We start from the raw sequence: 17,798 nt of genomic DNA, 5'->3' as shown, positions 1-17,798 counted from the left end.
TCACGCGCCAAGTCCAAGCCTGGCAAGACGATCGCAACCGAACGACGAAGGGCGTCGACTGGCAATTCACGACCCAACAAGCCCGCGTGAAACTGCGACGACTCTACCCCCAGCTTTTGGTGTGACAAGGGACTAGAGAGCAAGCGCCGTGCCGGACCATTCCAACCGGCAACGGCCGCCCTACTCCCGCGACCCCAAAGCACCTTCCACGTCTCGGGTTCCCCAGACCGCCAACCCGGAGGTGGGTCGCCAGCTCCTCATTCGCGGAAATCCCCTTCCACGGGGGACATTCCCTCGCCCCCTTCGTCCAGACTCGCCACCGCACGAAAGAATCCGTGGATCCGGCGGGCGTCCTTTCGAGACACCCCCGACACGGCCTCCAACTCCTCGGGCGTTCCCTCGCGAATCTGCCGCAACGAACCGAGCTCTCGCAGGAGAGCACGACGCTTGCCCGGACCGATGCCGGGGATCTCCTCGAGGATCGAAGTCAAACCGATCTTCTGACGCAGCGAGCGTTGAAACTCGATGGCGAAGCGGTGCGCCTCATCGCGCACCCGCTGCAGCAACAAGAGCCCGCGCGAACTCGGCAGGAGCAGCACCGGATTCACCCGATTCGGCAGGAACAAGCGTTCGGCTTTCAACCCACCGGAACGCTTCACCCGCTCCGAGGGACTTTCCGCGTCGCGCTCCTTCGCGATCCCCACATGATCCAGCGCAAGGTCCGCGTCCCGGACCAGCGCCGTCACCACGGCCAGCTGGCCGCGCCCGCCATCGACCACCAACAGATCCGGGAGGGGCTCCTTGTCGATCCTCTCGAATCGCCGCGCGATCACCTCGCGCATGCACGCCAGATCGTCCCCAGCCGGCGCATCCTTGATGCGGTATCGCCGATAGCCGCTCTTGTCTCGCAGCCCGTCTTGAAAGGTCACTCGGCTCGCGACGGCCAGCGTACCTTGAAGGTTCGACACATCGTAGCACTCGATCCGCCGCGGCCGCTCGGACAAGAAGAGCTTCTCCTGTAGCTCCTCGAGGGCCGCTTCGACGCTCTCCCGGTTGTGAATCCTCTGGGCAAGGGCCAGCTCGGCATTCTTGATCGCCATGACGACCAGTTCCCGGCCAGCCCCGCGTTTCGGAACGCGAACCGCCACTTTTCGCCCAGCCCGTTCGAAGAGCAGCGCTTCCAACGCGGGCTCGTCTCCCGCACTGGCGGAGGCCAGCACTTCCGCCGGCACCTGTCGCTCCTGATCCAGGCCGTAGTACTGGCCAAGGAAGGAGCTCACCACGTCACCATCGTCGATGCGAACGTCCGAGAACGGGTACTCGGCTGAGCCGACAACCCGGCCTTCCCGGACGTGGAGGACCTGCACGAGTGCCTCACCTCCCGTCCGTGCGAGACCAAAGACATCGCGATCCACCTGGCGATCGCTGACGATCTGCTGGCGCTCGACCGTATTTTCGACAGCCTGGATACGGTCCCGCAGTCGTGCCGCATCCTCGAAGCGCTCTTCGCTCGCTGCATCCTGCATCCGTCGCTCGAGAACCTTCACCAATTCCGCGGAACGGCCACGCAAGAAGAGTTCCGTGCCCTTGAGCAACTCCCGGTAGGTGTCCTCGCTGACCTTGCCGCAGCAGGGCCCAGGGCAGCGCCCGATCTCGAACTCGATGCACGGACGCCCGCGCCGCTCGTAGTCCTTGAACACACCGTCACTGCAGGTGCGCAGCGGGAAGATCCTGCGCAGGTTCGAGAGCGCGTGCTTCATGCCCGAAGAAGACGTATACGGTCCGAAATACTGGGCACCGTCGCGTTTGAACCGACGCACCATCGTGAGCCGTGGCCAGTGATCTCGCGGATCGAGCCGCAACGCCAGGTACTGCTTGTCGTCCCGCAGCCGAACATTGAACGGCGGCTTGTGCTGTTTGATCAGCTCGTTCTCGAGCAGAAGAGCATCCTTGACCGTGGGCGTGACCAGCACCCCGACGTCGGCCACCCTGGCGACGAGCTTTGGAACCTGAATGCGTCCATCCCCCCCGGCATTCCAGTACGACCGGACACGGGTTCGAAGGTTCTGGGCCTTGCCCACGTAGAGCACCTTGCCCCGGGCGCTCTTCATCAGGTAGACGCCCGGGCCCGTGGGCAGGCTGGCGATGCGTTCGGCGATCCGTTGGGCGAGGGGTTCGTCGACAGCCATGGCAGGCTTCAGCTCGACTGGAGGCGTTCGGTCTCCAGCTCCCGGATGCGATCGCGTAGCGCGGCCGCCTGCTCGTATTCGAGTGCGTCAGCGGCCTTCTTCATCTCATCGCGGAGAGCCCCGAGAACCGAAGGCAGTTCGTGGAGCGGGATCTCGGGCTCGGATCGCTCCTCCTTCTTCGGGACCGTGACGTAATCACTCTCCCAGATCGAATCTCGAAGCGAAACGATCGCTTTCTCGACGGAACGCGGGGTGATGCCGTGCTCCTCGTTGTAGGCGAGCTGCGTCTTCCGGCGCCGGCCCGTCTCGGCCAGGGTGTCGCGGATGGAGCCGGTCTCCTTGTCTGCGTACAGGAATACCGTGCCCCGGATGTTTCGCGCCGCCCGCCCGATCGTCTGGATCAGACTGCGGGTCGATCGCAGGAAGCCTTCCTTGTCGGCGTCGAGGATCGCGACCAGGGAGACCTCGGGAATATCGAGTCCTTCGCGCAGCAGATTGATGCCCACCAATACATCGAATACTCCCTCGCGGAGCTCGCGAATGATCTCGGTGCGTTCGATGGTCTGGATGTCGCTATGCAGGTAGCGCACCTTCACGCCGTGATCGGCGTAGTAGTCGGTCAGCTCCTCGGCCATGCGCTTGGTCAACGTCGTCACGAGCACGCGCTCGCCGGCTTCGACGCGGATCCGGATTTCGCCCAGCAGATCATCGACCTGGCCCTGGGCAGGGCGGATCTCGACGGACGGATCGATCAAACCCGTGGGCCGGATGATCTGCTCGACGACGACACCCTTGCACTTCTCCATCTCGAAATCGCCCGGTGTCGCAGAAACGTAGACCCGGGTAGGCGCGCGCTCCTCCCACTCCTCGAAGCGGAGGGGCCGGTTGTCCAGGGCCGAAGGCAGGCGCCAGCCGAATTCGACCAGGGTCTCCTTGCGCGCCCGATCGCCCCGGGACATCCCGCCGATCTGGGGCACCGAGACGTGGCTCTCGTCCAGGAAGACCATTCCGTCGTCGGGGAAGTAGTCGTAGAGGGTGTAGGGCGTTTCGCCTTCCTGGCGCCCATCGAGCCAGCGCGAGTAGTTCTCGACCCCGTGACAGAAGCCCATCTCCACCAGGCTCTCCAAGTCGTACAGCGTGCGCTGCTCGAGCCTCTGGGCTTCGAGGAGCTTCCCTTCCTTGTGGAACAGATCGAGCCGCTCCGCCAACTCCCCCTTGATGCCTTCGCAGGCCTGCTTGATGCGCTGCTCGGTGGCCACGTAGTGGCTGGCGGGATAGATCATCGCTCGCTTTGGCCGCGCGAGGACCTTTCCGCGCAGCGGATCGATCTCGGCGATGCTCTCCACTTCCTCGCCAAAGAACTCGATACGCAGGGCCCGCTCGCTCTCGTACTGGGGGATCACCTCGACCACGTCGCCCCGCACGCGAAACGTGCCCCGTTGAAAATCGTGATCGTTGCGGTCGTAGAGCATGTCGACCAGATGACGCAGGAAGGCATCACGGTCGATGACGGTTCCGACCTCCACGAAGGCATGCATCGCCCCGTAGGCTTCCGGGGAGCCCAGCCCGTAGATGCAGGAGACACTCGCCACCACCAGCACATCCTTCCGGGTCAGGAGTGAGTGGGTTGCCGAGTGGCGCAGCTTGTCGATCTCATCGTTGATCGACGAGTCCTTTTCGATGTAGGTATCCGTCGAGGGGATGTAGGCTTCGGGCTGATAGTAGTCGTAGTAGGAAACGAAGTACTCGACAGCATTCGACGGGAAGAGCTGCTTGAACTCTGCGTAGAGCTGGGCCGCCAATGTCTTGTTCGGTGCCATGACCAGGGCCGGCCGATTCAGCGCTTCGACCACACAGGCCATCGTGAACGATTTGCCGCTCCCGGTCACACCGAGCAGCGTCTGGTGGGTCTGGCCCCGCTGAATGCCTTCGACAAGCTCGGCGATCGCCCGGGGCTGATCGCCCGCGGGTTGGAATTCGCTCTCGAGCTTGAAGGGCTCGCTCATGGCTCGCTGCGTCTCCAGATCGGCCCGTCCGGCGTATCCTCGATCGTCACACCTTCGGCCGTCAACTCGTCGCGGATGCGATCGGCTTCCGCCCATTCTTTCGCATCCCGGGCCGCTTGCCGAGCCGCCACCAGGTCGTCGATGCGCGGGTCTGCTTCTTGAATCGCCTGCGGGAGCTCCGCGGTCAAGAGGCCGAGGCCCAACCAGGCGTCGCATTCCGTCAGCAGAGCGCGGCGAGTCGCAGGAGACAGGCTTTCGTCCCGAACGAGCTGCGTCGCTGCAGCGAGCGCGCGCGGCGCGTTCAGATCGTCATTCATCGCGGCTCGGAATTCGGCGCCGCAATTCTCCACCGCCTGTTCGTCCACTCCGCCCTCTTCCGTCAAGGCCTGGGCCTGGGCGACCAGCCTTCGGTAGCCGCGATCCGCCGCCGCCATCGCGTCATCGGTGAAGGTCTGTTGCTTCCGGTAGTGGGCCTGGAGGAAGAAGTATCGGAACGAAAGCGGCAGGAAGCCCGAATCCACCAGATCCTGCAGGATGTACACGTTGCCAAGAGACTTCGACATCTTCTCACCCTGGAAATCGATGAACTCCTCGTGCATCCAGACGTTGACCCAGGGGTCGACACCGAGTGCCGTCTCACTCTGGGCAATCTCGTTCGAGTGATGCACCGGCAGATGGTCGATCCCGCCGGTATGGATGTCGAAGGTCTTCCCCAGGTACTTCGTGCTCATGGCCGAGCACTCGATATGCCAGCCGGGAAAGCCAACGCCCCAGGGAGAATCCCACTCCTGCTGCCTCTGGACGCCTTTCTCTGCGAACTTCCAGAGTGCAAAATCCGCCGGCTGGCGCTTCTCGGTCACCTCTTCGATCCGGTTCGCGCCTTCTTGTTGGGCGAGATCCAGGCGAGCAAGATCGGCGTAGCGGGGAAACTTCGCGACATCGAAGTAGATCCCATCCGCGATCCGATACGTCGCACCCTTCGCCTCCAGCTGGCGAATCATCTCGATCTGCTCCGGAATATGATCCGTCGCCTTGCACAACACGTCCGGATCGGGGATCCCGAGTCTGCGCCGATCCACCAGCCATTGCTCCGTGTACTCCGCCGCGATTTCCTCGGCACGACGCCCGCTCTGTGCGGCGGCCTTCTCCATCTTGTCTTCGCCCGCGTCCGCATCATCGGTGAGGTGGCCCACATCGGTCACGTTGATGACGTGGGTGACCTCCAAGCCATGCGCCTTCAACGCGCGGACGAGCAGATCTGCAAACAGGTAGGGCCGCAGGTTGCCGATGTGCTGGGCTGAATAGACCGTCGGCCCGCAGGAATACACGCCAGCACGGCCCGGCTCGATGGGGATGAAACGTTCTTTCTTGCGCGTGCGCGAGTTGTAGAGAAGAAGCCCGTCGGTCATCCGTCGCTCGTCTCCAGCAGCACGACCGCCTGCGCGGCGATCCCTTCCCCACGACCGATCGCTCCGAGTTCATCGGTGCTGGTGATCTTGACGTTCACCTGCGCCTCCGGCACCCCCAGCAACTCTGCCAGGACCTTGCGCATGCTGGCCTGGTACGGCGCCAGCCTCGGTGCCTGGGCGATCACGGTCGCATCGCAGTTTCCGATGCGGAAGCCCGCTTCCCGTGCCAGGGCCATCGCCCGGAGCAGCAGTTCCCGAGAGGCGACCCCGCGCAGACGTTCGTCCGACGAAGGAAAGTGGCGACCGAGATCGCCTTCTCCGAGCGCGCCGAGCACGGCATCGGTCACCGCGTGCAGCAGCGCGTCTCCATCCGAGTGGCCAGCGAGCCCGCGATCCGACGGGATCTCCACGCCACCCAACACCAGCTTGCGACCCTCCGCCAGAGCGTGGACATCGAAGCCCTGCCCCACGCGAACACTCATGAAGACTCCCCCTGAAGCACGGCTTCGGCCCAGGCCAGATCCGCGGCGGTCGTGATCTTTCGATTGATGGGATCGCCCTCGACCACACGGACCTCCACGCCCAGGCGCGCGACCAGCGCCGCGTCATCCGTTCCGTACACACCATCCGCTCGGGCTTTGGCCAGCGCCTCCCTCAGCCAATCCACCCGAAACGCCTGGGGTGTCAACGCGGCCCGGAGCCCTTCCCTCGCAGGGGTCTCCCGAAGGCGCTCGCCTTCGACCTGATGGATCGTATCGGTCACCGGCGTGGCGAGGAGCGCCGCGCCGCAGTCGAGAGCCGCTCGCACCACGCGGCGGACATCTTCGGCGGGGACCAGCGGACGAGCCGCATCGTGGATGACCACATGGCTCACCTCCGCCGGAAGCGCTTCGAGCCCGGCCGCCACCGAATCCTGACGCTCGGCCCCGCCTACGACGGAGGGCAGCAGGCCAGGAACCGGGTCCATCTCGCCCACGCCCGCCTCGAAGCGGGCCAACCAGGCCTCGGGAACGACAGGGATCAGCTGATCGATCTCCTCCGCCTCGGCCATCCTCAGCAGCGAGCGGACGAGCAGGGTCCGCCCCGCCACCGGAAGGAACGCCTTCGGCGGCAGGTCGTTCTCAGCGCCACCGGGTGATGTCAGGCTGCGGCGCAGGCGCTGGCCTCGACCGGCGGCCAGCACGAGAGCGGCCACGCTCATGGCCCGCAGGATAGCGGAACCAACGTGCCTTCCCCCCCGGGGTTGCTACGGTACTGCAGCGCGTTTTCGACCGACGTGTCGAAGCCGTAGCCCGGGATCCGACCCGCGGCGCGGCGTTTGGAGGGGAACTGTCGATGGCTCGCCACTTGTTCGCGGCCCTGCTCACCTTTGCACTTGCCCTGCCTGCGTTTGCGGAAGATCCGCCGGATGCGGCCGTGGCAGAGGCCACCCCGTTACCGGGTGGACTCCAGCCCGATCTGCGTGGCGAGCTTGCGCTCTCACTGACCGACGCGATCGCCATGGGGATCGAGAACAATCTCGACGTGGAAATCGTGCGGCACGATCCGATGATCGCGGAGCAGGACCACCGCATCGCCCGCGGAGCGCACGACCCGAACCTCTACGGCACCTTCGACTACGCGAGCCGCGAGACACCGATCGCCAGCGCGCTGCAAGCGGGGGGGCGCCTCGTCGAACGCGAGACCACCGGAAGTGGTGGGCTGCGTGGCCTGCTCCCCAAGCTCGGTTGGACCTACGACCTTGGCTTCACGGGCCGGCGTATCACGACCACGTCTTCGATTTCGGAGCTCTCTCCCGAGTACAACTCCGGCATCACGGGATCGGTCACGATGCCCATCCTGAAGGGTTTTCTCTGGGGCCAGGCCTGGACACAGGTGAAGATCAGCGGGCTCGGCAGCGAAATCGCCCAGGAGGAGTTCCGCCAGCAACTGATGGATGTGGTGCGCGGCATCGAGAACGCCTACTGGGACCTGGCCGCCCAGAAGGAGAACCGGGCCGTTGCCAACAAGAGCCTCGAGACGTCCCGCGCCTTGCTTGGCCAGACGAATGCCCAATACGAAGTCGGCGTCGTCTCGCGGGTCGAAGTCACCGAATCCGAGGCCGGTGTCGCCGATCGGGAGTTTCGCCAGATCGGCGCCGACAATCGCTACCTCACCGCGCAGGACGACTTGATCGACGCCGTTCTGGGCCCGTATCTGTCCCCCACGTCGAGCCTGAAGATCATCCCCACCGACAAGCCGGAGGAATACACCACCTTCGAGCTCGACCGCGAAGAGAGCGCCCGCAAGGCGTTCGAGAAGCGGCCGGAATTGGAGATCGCCCGTAGGCAGTTGGAGCAGACCCGGATCAGCCTGAAGTTCGCGCGAAACCAGCGGCTGCCGCAGCTCGACCTGGTCGGGAGCTACGGCTACCAGGGCCTGGCAGGCGCCACGAATCCTGCCGAGCCGATCTTCGGTGGCGTGACGCAACCTCAGGTCGTGACCGAACCCATCCCGGTGAGCCCACTCGGAGGAGGAGCCCCCATTGCTGTTGCGAACCGGACCACGGTGGAACAAGTCCCCGTCCTGAATGCGCAAGGCGAGCGCGTCCGCCAGCCCACAGCGGCCAGCCGCACCTTCTCGAGCGCGGACGACGACTACTTCTCTGCGGACGGCGCCAAGCAGTGGACTGGCGGCGCCCGGCTCACGATTCCACTCGGCAACCGCGCGGGCCGGGGCGGCGTGGACAAGGCTCACCTCGAGCTACGCAAGGCGCGCACCTTCTTGCGGCGCCTCGAGCAACAGATCGTGATCGACGTTCGGAAATCCGTGCGTGACCTGCGGTCCGCACAGCTGGGAATCGAAGCCGCGGAACGTCGTCGGGTGGCGGCCCAGGAGCAGCACCGGGCCGAGCAGATCCGGCTCGAGCATGGTGAATCCACGCCCTTCGACGTGCTGCAGCGCGAAGAAGACCTGGTCGAAGCGGAGAGCCAGAAGATCGGAGCGCTGCAGATCTACCACAGTTCGGTCGCGAGCCTGGACCGGGCGCAGGGAACGATTCTCGAAGATCGCGGCGTGATCGTCGAAGAGGCGCGTCCGCTGCGTTAAGATCCGCCTTCGCCTTCACCGGAGGTCGTTGTGAGCCTGTTCGGAAAGAGTCAACGCGACTCCACGCCCGATTCGGAAGCTCCCGCAACTACGCCCGGGGTCTTGGCGGAAACGCCGGCCGAGAGGCCGGTGCCGAGTACATCCGGACGGGAACGAGAGCACATCCAAGGAGGGGCCAGCGTGGCCAACATCGGCAAGTCCATCACCATCAAGGGAGATCTCACCGGAAACGAGGATCTCCAGATCGACGGCACGGTAGAAGGCCGCATCGATCTTCCGAACAACCAGCTCACGATCGGCGCCGATGGCGAGGTCAAGGCAGAAGTGACCGCCAAGGCCGTCAGCGTGATCGGGCATGTGACGGGCAACCTGAACGCAACGGACAAGATCGAGGTCGAAGGCGCCGGCATCGTCGACGGCGACGTCCGCGCTCCCCGGCTCATCATCCAGGAAGGTGCCGTGCTGAACGGTGCCGTGGAGATGGGGGCCAAGGCCGCCAGCGCACCCGCCGCATCGGCTTCCGCTCCGAAGCCTGTCCCCAGCGGCAGCAGTTCCGCTGGAGCCAGCGCAGAAGGCTGAGACTGGCAGTGAAGGGTCGGGGGAAAACCCTTCCTTCACTGCCTCTTCTGGCGGCCGGCGAGCACTTCGAGGACATCCCACTCGGGGCCCAGGGACGCCTGGGCCTCTTCGCGGGCTTCGTCCTCATTCGCGGCCACCAGCGTCAACGTCTTCGTGCGCGTGCCAGCACGTTGGCAAATCCGCACTCGAAAGCTCCGGGGCTCAACTGCAGCCGCTGATTCTTCCAGGGCCTCCGACAGATCAGCGCGCGCTTCCTCGAGCCCTTCAGTCTGGCCGGCAGCGGCGACCGCCGAATCGATTTTGGTTGCCTGGTGGGGTTTCTCGTCAGGTATCAGATCCAGGAAATCCGCTCCGGGATTCTCGACGATGCAGCCGTAGGCAAAGCTCTCGCCCCTGCGGTACCGCACCTTGCGTTGATTCCAGATCATGGCCTTCACGACGACGGGCTGGCCCAACCCGGGGAACTCGATTTCCGCAGAGCTACCGATCTCGAGATCGGCGGGGCAGACGACCGCCAGACCGCCTTCGGAAAGATCCAGGATCATGCCCTGATAGTCCGCGTCACGCTGGCGAATCGTGGATTGCGCCCGCCGCTGGATGCGCCGGCCATTCTTTCTTCGGTCCATCAACTACCTATCGGTCGCCCAAGACGAAGCGTTACCACTCGCCCCCCGGGCTCCCTCGAGGACCTGAAAGGCCTGGCTGGGCCCAGAAGATTCCGGCTTGGCGCCGAAAAACTGAGCACCTTCGAAAGCTTGCGTCTATCTGGCAAGAACCGCTGCAACCTGTTGATCTTCGGGGACATTTCGGATCGAGCCAGTATTTCGCGGGCAGGGGAAGGGCCTCAAGTCCCCCACCCACGTGGCCGACTCCGGATTGGGAGGAATTCTGGATGCATGATGGGCTCAGCTCCGCCGCACGGGCCAGCGAACGCAGGAACAACGCTCGCCACTCCTGCCGGATTCGCTGCCAATTGCGTCGAGGACGCCGCTGGGAGAAGGGCATCCTGGTCAACGTGTCCCTCTCTGGCCTGGCAGTGGAGAGTCCGTTCCGAGCGGACGAGGGCGACCCGATCCACGTCCGAATCGACGCTCCCGGCCGAAAGCAGGTTCGCCTTCAGGGCATCGTCTGGCGGATGCGAACGGCTCGGACGAGCCGCCTCACCGAGGCTTGGACGCTCGGCATGGTGATCAACGAGGCCGGGAACGATTTCCTGGAACTCGTCGCCTTCGAGGCGCAGAGAAGTCAGCAACGCTCCGGCACGCATCCTCGCCAAGGTGCAGCACCCCGCATTGCCTCTCGGCCCGCATCGAGCCTTCTACCGAAACCAAAGATCAACCGGTGGTTTCGCGTCCGAGTTCGACACCGGGAGAACCACAGCGTGCGTCTGCTCTCCGTCGCCGGCGGCTGCAAGGCGGAGGCCTCCCGATACGCGCTCGAAGAGGTTGGAGACCGTTGGGAGATCCTAGATCTCCGTCCGGTCTAGGCCTTCGCCTTCGGTGGATCGGTCCATCTCCCTCGAATCGGAAGATACCGCGTACGCCTTGAAGGATGGTCCAGCCAGCGGCGCGAGTGACCGGGGATTTCCTAAGGAATGCCCCCGCGTTCCATGGCTAGAGGGCCGCCTTGGCCGATTTCCCCCGGCCTTTCTTCTTGCCGCCCTTCGGCTTCTTCGCATCCCCGGGAGAGGCCCCACCGGCGGCCCCGCCTGCCATATAGGTCTCGAGCCACAGCAGGGTCGGGCTCGCGATGTAGATCGAAGAATAGGTGCCGATGACGACGCCGATGGCCATGGCCAGCGCGAAGGGCAGCACGACATCGCCGCCCAGGAAGAGCAGGCAGAGCACCGCCGTCAGGGTGGTGATCGACGTCAACAAGGTTCGCGAGAGGGTCTGGTTCACGCTTCGGTTCAGCACTTCCTTCAGGTCGTGCTTCGTGCGGAGCTCCATGTTCTCGCGCACCCGGTCGTAGACGATGATCGTATCGTTCAGGCTGTAGCCCATGATGGCCAGCAGGGCCGCAAGCACCCGCAGATCGAACTCGAGCCCGAGCAAGACCCAGATGGAACAGGTGATCAAGACATCGTGGACGAGAGCCACGACGGCTCCTGGCGCGAAGCGCGTGGAGAAACGGAAGGCGATGTAGGCGAGGATCAGAAGGCCGGCGATGCCCATCGCGCGAAGGCCATCATCGCGCAGTTCCGCTCCGACCTTGGGGCCGACGAACTCCACACGTTGGCGATCGTGGGCGCCGATCTCACCGGTGAGCGCTTCGTCGAGCGCAATGATCCGGTCGTTGGTGGCGGCCAGGGTGCCTTCCTGCGACTCCTCTTCGTGCTCGATGCGCCGCTCGCCCGGGAATTTGATCAGGAACTCGTTCGTTTCCGGCGTGCCGTAGCGAATGACGCTCGCGCCCTCGATGTCGAGCCCTGAGACGACCTCGCGAATCGCACCCTCGTCCGCGATCACGCCTTCGTGGAAGCGGATCTGGACCTCGGTCCCGCCCGCGAAATCGATTCCCAGCTGGACGCCGCGGGTGGCCACGCCGATGAGGCCGGCGACGATGAGCGCCACCGAGAGCGCCACGCAGATACGCCACTTCGAGAGGAAATCGATATGGGTGTCGGACTTGATGATCTCGACGGACACAGCGGACTCCTAGATCGAAAGCTCGGACACGCTCTTCTGGCCGGGGTGGACCTCGTAGAGCAGCCGAGTGAGTACGAGCGCTGCGAACACGCTGGTGAGAATGCCCACGGAGAGGGTCACGGCGAAGCCCTTGATCGGGCCGGTGCCGTAGCTGTACAGGATGATCGCGGTGCCGAGGGTGGTGATGTTCGCATCGAGGATCGTCCAGCGCGCCTTCTGGAAGCCCGCCGCAATCGCGGCACGGGGCGTGCGGCCCGCTTTGACCTCCTCGCGAATCCGCTCGAAGATGATCACGTTGGCATCGACCGCCATACCGACCGTGAGCACCAGCCCCGCGATACCGGGTACGGTGAGTGTGCCTTGAAAGATCGACATCAGACCGCCGATCATCACCAGATTGACGAACAACGCGATGCTCGCGTAACCGCCGGAGAGCCGGTAGTAGCCGAGCATGAACACGACGATCATCAGCAAACCGGCGAACGAGGCACGCAAGCCGCGTTGGATCGAATCGGCGCCGAGCGCGGGCCCGATGGTGCGCTCCTCCTCGATCCGCAGCGGAATCGGCAGCGCACCGGCGCGCAGGATGATTGCCAGATCGGTGGCTTCCTGGGAGGTGAAGCGCCCCGTGATCTGCCCATTGCGTGAGATCCGCGACTGAATCGTCGGCGCGCTGAACACGCTCCCGTCGAGAATGATCGCCAGAGGCTTCTGCAGGTTCGCTTCTGTCAGTTCGCCGAAGACCCGTCCACCCTCCGCATCCCAGGTGAAGGTCACCAGCCACTCGTTGCGACGGTTGTCGAACCCGACCCGCGCGTCGGTCAAGCGCTCACCGGTGATATCCGCATTGGCGGGGATCAGATAGGCATTCAGGATCCGATCCGATTCCCGATCCCTCTCGAACCCGATGATCATCCCGTCGGGAAGCCCGGATTCGTACTTCGCCCGCAGCAGATCCTCTGTAGGCGCCACGTCCTGCACGATCTTGAACTCGAGGAAACCGGTCGTGCCGAGGATGTCCGGAACCCGGTCCATGCCGGGAATCTGGATGAGGATCCGTTCCTTGCCTTGCTTGGTGATCACGGATTCGGGGATGCCCGTCTGAGGATCGTCGATGCGTCGCCGCAAGACCTCGAGCGCTTGTCCCATCGCCTCGTTGCGCACGCGTTCCGTTGTTTCGGTCGTGAGCGTGAGTACGAACTCGATCGCGTCCGGCCGTGCGATATCCACCACGTTCCAATCGGCCAGGAGTTCCTCGACCTTCGCCGCATCGGCCGGTGCGGAAGGCTGGATGTGGAATTCCCGATCGCTGACGAACAGCTTGACGCCAGTAACCGACTCGTCGGTGAGGGTTTGCTCGAAGCCGTCCTTCAGGGAGTTGAGTTCCCGGTCCAGGGCAACCTCGAGATCCGGCGAGAGGACCATGTGGATCCCGCCGCGCAGATCGAGCCCAAGACGGACGGCGTCGTCGGGCAGCCACCAGGCCGCCTCGCGCTGGTCCGGTTCGAAGAAGCCACCGACCGCCTGCCAGCCGAGCAACAGCACCAGGGCCACGACGGCCCCGAGACGCAAGCGCAGGCTCATTCCGGGGCCCCCTTCTTTTCGATTCGCCGCTCGATGCGGGTGCGATCGACCTTCACCTTCAACTGCCCCTTCTGGGTGCCCACGTCGAGGGTCAGGACCTCCTCGGAGCTGCCGACGACCTCGCCGTGAAGGCCTCCGGTCGTAACGACCCGATCGCCCTTTTCGACAGCCTTGAGCATGTCGTCATGCTCTTTCTGCTTCTTCTGCTGCGGACGGATCAGCAGGAAGTAGAAGATCAGGAAGATCATGGCCATGGGAAACAGGAACTCGAGTGCGCTGCCGCCACCCTGAGCCTGAAGGAGGATCCAGCCGCCGCCTACCATGACCTAGGAGTCTCCCCGGATCGCGTCGGCCTTGTCGGTGGCCTCCCAGGGGAAGCCCTCTCGGCCGAAGTGGCCGTGATACGACGTCGGCCGGTAGATCGGTGCACGGAGGCCCAGGGCATCGATGATTCCCGCAGGCGTCAGATCGAAATGCTTGCGGACCAGGCGCTCGAGCTCGACCCAATCGGCCGTGCTGGTACCGAACGTGTCGACCCGCACGGACACGGGCTCGGCCACACCGATCGCGTAGGCCAATTGCACCTCGCAGCGGGTCGCCACACCGGCCTTCACCAGATTCTTCGCCACCCAGCGGGCCGCGTAGGCACCGCTGCGATCGACCTTGCTCGGGTCCTTGCCGGAAAAGGCGCCTCCGCCGTGACGGCCCATCCCCCCGTAGGTATCCACGATGATTTTGCGACCGGTCAAGCCGGCATCGCCCATCGGGCCACCGACCACGAAGCGGCCGGTCGGGTTGACATGGAACACGGTGTCGTCATCGAGGAGCTCGGCCGGTAGCGTCGGCCGGATCACCTGCTCGGCGATCTCCTTCTTCAGCTGGTTGTGGCTGACATCCGGCGAATGCTGGGTGGAGAGCACGACCGCCGAGATGCGCGCGGGAACGTCGTCTTCGTACTCGATGGAGACCTGGCTCTTGGCATCGGGCCGCAGGTAGTCGAGCTCTCCGCTCTCCAGCTTTCCGCGATGCGACTCGATCAGCTTGTGGGAGAAGTGGATCGGCGCGGGCATCAGCTCGGGCGTTTCGGTGCAGGCGAAGCCGAACATCATGCCCTGGTCGCCGGCACCCTGTTCCTTGTGCAGGCCCTCGCCCTCGCTCACACCCTGGGAGATATCCGGCGACTGCTGGCCCAGCGCGATCTGGACGGCGCATGTCGCGGCGTCGAAGCCCATCTCGGAGCTCGTGTAGCCGATGTCATGGACCACGCTGCGGATCAGAGGCGCCAACTCCACCTGGGCGTTGGTCGTGACCTCACCGGCAATCATCACCAGGCCGGTCGTGGTGAGCGTCTCGCAGGCGACCCGCGAGTTCCGATCCTGGGCGAGCATGGCATCGAGAACCGCATCCGAGACCTGGTCGCAAAGCTTGTCCGGGTGACCCATGGAAACGGATTCGGACGTGAAAACGGAACGGGCAGCCATATCGTTGGACTCCTTGGAAAGCGGCGCCAAGAGGGGATAGGCGGGCCACAGCGGCGTTGTGGCGGGCGCGGATCGTAGGAGAAGGGGCCCCGGACGGCAATGAAAACAAGGGGATACGGGGCGAGGAGCTGTCGCGGAGGGCTTGGCGGAACGGCCCTCAGGCGGGCAGTTCCGGACGCTCGATGAGGGTGCCCAGGGCCTCGACGGCGGCCGCGGCGTCCGGCCCCTCGGCTCGGAGCTGGAGAGACGTCCCCTGAGAGGCCGCCAGGGAGAGGAGCGAGAGAACGCTTCGGCTGCTCACCCACTCGCCGCCCCGGGAGACTTCGACCTCTGCGTCGAACCGGCCGGCCAGATTGGCGAATTCCCCTGCGGGACGGGCATGCAGGCCGAGCTCGCTGGCCACGACGAACGCCTTCTCCACCCTCCCGCTCATCCTCCGGCCGGCTCCTGGGAGCCTGACCGATCTTCCTGGGGGCCTGACCGATCCGGTAGGAGCTCGCTCGCGACCTTGATATCGCGCTGGCCGTAGTCACGGATCCTGCGAGCCAACTCCTCGAGGGGCGGCGGATCGCTCCAGGTGGCGAGCTTGATCAGCATCGGGAGATTGACGCCGGTCACCACCTCGACCCGGTGCTCGTCGAGGAAGGACAGGCTGATATTGGACGGCGTTCCCCCGAACATATCCGTCAGGATCAGCACGCCCTCGCCCCGATCGACCGTTTCCAGGCGCTCTGCGATGGCCGCGCGCATGTCGTCCACCGCCTGCTTGGGTTCGATTCCTACGGCTTGGAACGGCGGTGCCTCGGGCACGATCAAGCGCAGAGCCTGCAGCATCTCCTCGCCGAGGCGGTAGTGGGACACGATCATCACGCCGGTCTTCAATTCGTTTTCTCCGTTGTCGGAAGCCGCGAGCTTCATGTGCTCTTGCCTACATCCCGATGGGTCACGTTCACTTCGCGGCCCAGCTCATCGAGCCAGCCGCGCAGGGTCTCGACGATCGCCACCGAGCGGTGTCGGCCGCCCGTGCAGCCGACGCCCACCGTAAGATAGGCCTTTCCTTCGTCGTCGTAGCAAGGGAGCAGGAACTCGAGCAGTTGGTGCAGATGGTTCAAGAGGGTGCTGGTCCGCGCGTCCTTCAGGACGAATGCGGCGACTGGCTCGTCCATGCCCGTACCAGGCCGCAGCCCGGCTTCGAAGTGGGGATTCGGAAGGAACCGCACATCGAAGAGCAGCTCCGCGGCCGTGGGAACGCCGTAGCGGAAACCGAAGGAAGTCAGGTTGACGATGGTCTGGCGGGTGTGCCCCGCAACGGCCCCCACGATCGTCTCACGCAGCTCGTGAACGTTCAGCTGGCTGGTATCGATGGTCACATCCGCCAGCCTGGAGACATCGGTCAACAGCTCCCGTTCGGTTTCGATGCCGGTCGTGACGGAGCCGTCCTGGGCCAGGGGATGCACGCGCCGCGTCTCCCGGTAGCGATTCACGAGCACTTCGGTGGCACACTCGAGAAAGACGACGGTGACCGCCGCGCCGGATCGCCGCAGATCCTCGACCACCGCCGGGATCGCGTTCAGGAACGCACTCTCCCGGGTATCGATGGCCAGTGCGACCTTGGTGATCGGGGGCGTCGAGCCCGCACATAGATCGAGAAACTGGGGCGTGAGGGGCGCCGGCAGATTGTCGACGCAATAGAACGCGAGATCCTCGAGCGCAGCCATGGCCGTGCTCTTGCCGCTTCCCGAGAGCCCGCTCACGAAGACGATTCGCTGGTCTGCAGCATGCATCACGAGGAACCCGCCCGGAATCGCTGGTCGAAGCGCTCTGCAGCGCTCCCGCGCAACCCCCGCTGGAGATGGTCGCGGACCGCAACCTCGACCAGCGTCGCCATATTGCCGGAGGGTCGAACGGGCAGAACGACTGCAGGCAGTTCTTGCCCCGCGATGCTCTCGCGGGGACGGTCGTGGCCGACGCGCTCGTAGCCCTCGCCTTCCTGCCACTGCTCCATGCGACAGATCAATTCGATTCGCGCCCGTTCGAGGACGGCCTTTTCGCCGAACAGCTCGGGTACGTAGAGCAAACCGATTCCGCGAATCTCCATGTGGTGCCGGATCAGCTCCGGCGACCGACCCATCAGGAATCCATCGCCACACGTTTCGATCTCGACCACGTCATCTGCCACCAGGCGGTGGCCCCGTTGGATCAGTTCGAGCGCCGTCTCGCTCTTTCCCACGCCACTGGGGCCCCGGATCAGGACTCCCACGCCGAGCACCTGAACCAGCGCGGCATGGATCCGCGCCGGCACGTTCGCCGAGCCAGCGCCTTCGCCGCTCAGAACTTGCCGTCCTCTTCCTCGATCGCCTGGAGGACATCCTCCGTGGTCGAGGCCTCCTCGAGCGCCTTGCGAAACGAGGCGTCCCGGAAGAATCGTGAAATGCGGGCCAGTGCCTTCAGGTGCTGGCCCCCGGAGTGCTCCGGTACCACCAGGAGGAAGAACAAATGGGTTTTCTGGCCGTCGATGGATTGGAAATCCACTCCGGCCTTGCTGCGAGCGAAGGAGGCCACCAGTCGGGAAAGGCCGGCAAGCTTGCCGTGGGGAATGGCCACCCCGTCCCCGATGCCCGTGCTCTGGAGCGCCTCTCGCTCGACGAGAACCTTGTGCAGGCGTTCCTCATCGAGCACGGGCTCTGCCGCTGCCAGCCGTTTGGCAAGCTCGAGAAGAACCGCGTCCTTCTCTTGCGATTCGATGTCCAGGATCACGGCGTCCTTGACGAGGATGTCCATGATCTTCATGGGAGTCTCCCGAGCGTGCGGCGGC

The 17,798-nt window shown here is 64.7% G+C and carries 18 protein-coding genes; 3 read left to right on the top strand and 15 right to left on the bottom strand.

Annotated features, from left to right (window positions below; genetic code table 11):
- Positions 1–257 precede the first annotated feature (257 nt).
- Genes uvrC through ispD form a run of 5 tightly spaced genes read right to left on the bottom strand, consistent with a single transcriptional unit; the run spans position 258 to position 6,805 of the window.
- Entirely contained in the window at positions 258–2,189 is a 1,932-nt protein-coding gene (gene uvrC / locus GY937_18800; GenBank protein ID MCP5058755.1) for an excinuclease ABC subunit UvrC, read from the bottom strand.
- An 8-nt stretch (positions 2,190–2,197) separates the two neighbouring features.
- Positions 2,198–4,195 carry an excinuclease ABC subunit UvrB gene (gene uvrB, locus GY937_18795; GenBank protein ID MCP5058754.1) on the bottom strand — a complete coding sequence of 666 codons (1,998 nt, stop codon included), beginning with the start codon at positions 4,193–4,195 and terminating at the stop codon, positions 2,198–2,200.
- The gene (locus GY937_18790) at positions 4,192–5,604 is read right to left on the bottom strand and encodes a cysteine--tRNA ligase (protein MCP5058753.1); all 1,413 of its coding nucleotides are present in this window, start codon (positions 5,602–5,604) and stop codon (positions 4,192–4,194) included. Before GY937_18790 ends, uvrB begins: the two co-directional genes overlap by 4 nt.
- A complete protein-coding gene (locus GY937_18785) occupies positions 5,601–6,086 on the bottom strand; it encodes a 2-C-methyl-D-erythritol 2,4-cyclodiphosphate synthase (protein MCP5058752.1) in 486 nt (161 codons plus the stop codon). Before GY937_18785 ends, GY937_18790 begins: the two co-directional genes overlap by 4 nt.
- Complete coding sequence (gene ispD / locus GY937_18780) at positions 6,083–6,805, bottom strand: 2-C-methyl-D-erythritol 4-phosphate cytidylyltransferase (protein MCP5058751.1); 723 nt, start codon at positions 6,803–6,805, stop codon at positions 6,083–6,085. The genes GY937_18785 and ispD overlap by 4 nt, the downstream gene beginning before the upstream one ends.
- A gap of 134 nt (positions 6,806–6,939) precedes the next feature.
- On the opposite strand from ispD, the gene GY937_18775 reads away from it, so the two are divergent.
- Both GY937_18775 and GY937_18770 read left to right on the top strand, forming a co-directional pair.
- Positions 6,940–8,691: a TolC family protein gene (locus GY937_18775; protein MCP5058750.1), complete on the top strand. Its 1,752-nt coding sequence runs from the start codon at positions 6,940–6,942 to the stop codon at positions 8,689–8,691.
- Positions 8,692–8,871: 180 nt separating this feature from the next.
- Positions 8,872–9,270 carry a polymer-forming cytoskeletal protein gene (locus tag GY937_18770; protein MCP5058749.1) on the top strand — a complete coding sequence of 133 codons (399 nt, stop codon included), beginning with the start codon at positions 8,872–8,874 and terminating at the stop codon, positions 9,268–9,270.
- A 35-nt stretch (positions 9,271–9,305) separates the two neighbouring features.
- On the opposite strand, the gene GY937_18765 is transcribed toward GY937_18770, so the two are convergent.
- Positions 9,306–9,896 carry a PilZ domain-containing protein gene (locus tag GY937_18765; GenBank protein ID MCP5058748.1) on the bottom strand — a complete coding sequence of 197 codons (591 nt, stop codon included), beginning with the start codon at positions 9,894–9,896 and terminating at the stop codon, positions 9,306–9,308.
- Between the two features lie 266 nt (positions 9,897–10,162).
- Here GY937_18765 and GY937_18760 point away from each other — a divergent pair, with 266 nt between their 5' ends.
- Entirely contained in the window at positions 10,163–10,756 is a 594-nt protein-coding gene (locus tag GY937_18760; protein ID MCP5058747.1) for a PilZ domain-containing protein, read from the top strand.
- Between the two features lie 127 nt (positions 10,757–10,883).
- Here GY937_18760 and secF read toward each other — a convergent pair whose 3' ends face one another.
- From secF to GY937_18715, 9 genes are all read right to left on the bottom strand, one after another.
- Positions 10,884–11,918, bottom strand: a complete 1,035-nt coding sequence (gene secF / locus GY937_18755; GenBank protein ID MCP5058746.1) for a protein translocase subunit SecF — start codon at positions 11,916–11,918, stop codon at positions 10,884–10,886.
- Positions 11,919–11,927: 9 nt separating this feature from the next.
- Entirely contained in the window at positions 11,928–13,502 is a 1,575-nt protein-coding gene (gene secD, locus GY937_18750; GenBank protein ID MCP5058745.1) for a protein translocase subunit SecD, read from the bottom strand.
- Positions 13,499–13,825 (bottom strand): preprotein translocase subunit YajC, encoded by a 327-nt coding sequence (gene yajC / locus GY937_18745; protein ID MCP5058744.1) that lies wholly within the window; start codon positions 13,823–13,825, stop codon positions 13,499–13,501. The genes secD and yajC overlap by 4 nt, the downstream gene beginning before the upstream one ends.
- Positions 13,826–13,828: 3 nt before the next feature.
- Positions 13,829–14,983, bottom strand: a complete 1,155-nt coding sequence (locus GY937_18740; protein MCP5058743.1) for a methionine adenosyltransferase — start codon at positions 14,981–14,983, stop codon at positions 13,829–13,831.
- Between the two features lie 157 nt (positions 14,984–15,140).
- Entirely contained in the window at positions 15,141–15,404 is a 264-nt protein-coding gene (locus tag GY937_18735; GenBank protein MCP5058742.1) for an HPr family phosphocarrier protein, read from the bottom strand.
- Positions 15,405–15,412: 8 nt separating this feature from the next.
- Positions 15,413–15,901, bottom strand: a complete 489-nt coding sequence (locus GY937_18730; protein MCP5058741.1) for a PTS sugar transporter subunit IIA — start codon at positions 15,899–15,901, stop codon at positions 15,413–15,415.
- Positions 15,898–16,767: an RNase adapter RapZ gene (rapZ, locus tag GY937_18725; GenBank protein MCP5058740.1), complete on the bottom strand. Its 870-nt coding sequence runs from the start codon at positions 16,765–16,767 to the stop codon at positions 15,898–15,900. Before rapZ ends, GY937_18730 begins: the two co-directional genes overlap by 4 nt.
- Positions 16,767–17,285 (bottom strand): hypothetical protein, encoded by a 519-nt coding sequence (locus GY937_18720; GenBank protein ID MCP5058739.1) that lies wholly within the window; start codon positions 17,283–17,285, stop codon positions 16,767–16,769. The genes rapZ and GY937_18720 overlap by 1 nt, the downstream gene beginning before the upstream one ends.
- 26 nt (positions 17,286–17,311) lie before the next feature.
- Positions 17,312–17,773 carry a PTS sugar transporter subunit IIA gene (locus tag GY937_18715; protein ID MCP5058738.1) on the bottom strand — a complete coding sequence of 154 codons (462 nt, stop codon included), beginning with the start codon at positions 17,771–17,773 and terminating at the stop codon, positions 17,312–17,314.
- Between the last annotated feature and the right edge of the window lie 25 nt (positions 17,774–17,798).

It is taken from the genome of bacterium (assembly GCA_024228115.1).
Taxonomy (GTDB): Bacteria; Myxococcota_A; UBA9160; order UBA9160; family UBA6930.
The sequence above is the reverse complement of the archived record's forward strand: the minus strand, read 5'-3'. Positions and strand labels throughout refer to the sequence as shown.

Excerpts from the sequence above, each read along its gene's own strand:
- uvrC (MCP5058755.1), bottom strand. The coding sequence starts at position 2,189 with ATGGCTGTCGACGAACCCCTCGCCCAACGGATCGCCGAACGCATCGCC.
- uvrB (MCP5058754.1), bottom strand. The coding sequence starts at position 4,195 with ATGAGCGAGCCCTTCAAGCTCGAGAGCGAATTCCAACCCGCGGGCGAT.
- GY937_18790 (MCP5058753.1), bottom strand. The coding sequence starts at position 5,604 with ATGACCGACGGGCTTCTTCTCTACAACTCGCGCACGCGCAAGAAAGAA.
- GY937_18785 (MCP5058752.1), bottom strand. The coding sequence starts at position 6,086 with ATGAGTGTTCGCGTGGGGCAGGGCTTCGATGTCCACGCTCTGGCGGAG.
- ispD (MCP5058751.1), bottom strand. The coding sequence starts at position 6,805 with ATGAGCGTGGCCGCTCTCGTGCTGGCCGCCGGTCGAGGCCAGCGCCTG.
- GY937_18775 (MCP5058750.1), top strand. The coding sequence starts at position 6,940 with ATGGCTCGCCACTTGTTCGCGGCCCTGCTCACCTTTGCACTTGCCCTG.
- GY937_18765 (MCP5058748.1), bottom strand. The coding sequence starts at position 9,896 with ATGGACCGAAGAAAGAATGGCCGGCGCATCCAGCGGCGGGCGCAATCC.
- GY937_18760 (MCP5058747.1), top strand. The coding sequence starts at position 10,163 with ATGCATGATGGGCTCAGCTCCGCCGCACGGGCCAGCGAACGCAGGAAC.
- secD (MCP5058745.1), bottom strand. The coding sequence starts at position 13,502 with ATGAGCCTGCGCTTGCGTCTCGGGGCCGTCGTGGCCCTGGTGCTGTTG.
- yajC (MCP5058744.1), bottom strand. The coding sequence starts at position 13,825 with ATGGTAGGCGGCGGCTGGATCCTCCTTCAGGCTCAGGGTGGCGGCAGC.
- GY937_18740 (MCP5058743.1), bottom strand. The coding sequence starts at position 14,983 with ATGGCTGCCCGTTCCGTTTTCACGTCCGAATCCGTTTCCATGGGTCAC.
- GY937_18730 (MCP5058741.1), bottom strand. The coding sequence starts at position 15,901 with ATGAAGCTCGCGGCTTCCGACAACGGAGAAAACGAATTGAAGACCGGC.
- rapZ (MCP5058740.1), bottom strand. The coding sequence starts at position 16,767 with ATGCATGCTGCAGACCAGCGAATCGTCTTCGTGAGCGGGCTCTCGGGA.
- GY937_18715 (MCP5058738.1), bottom strand. The coding sequence starts at position 17,773 with ATGAAGATCATGGACATCCTCGTCAAGGACGCCGTGATCCTGGACATC.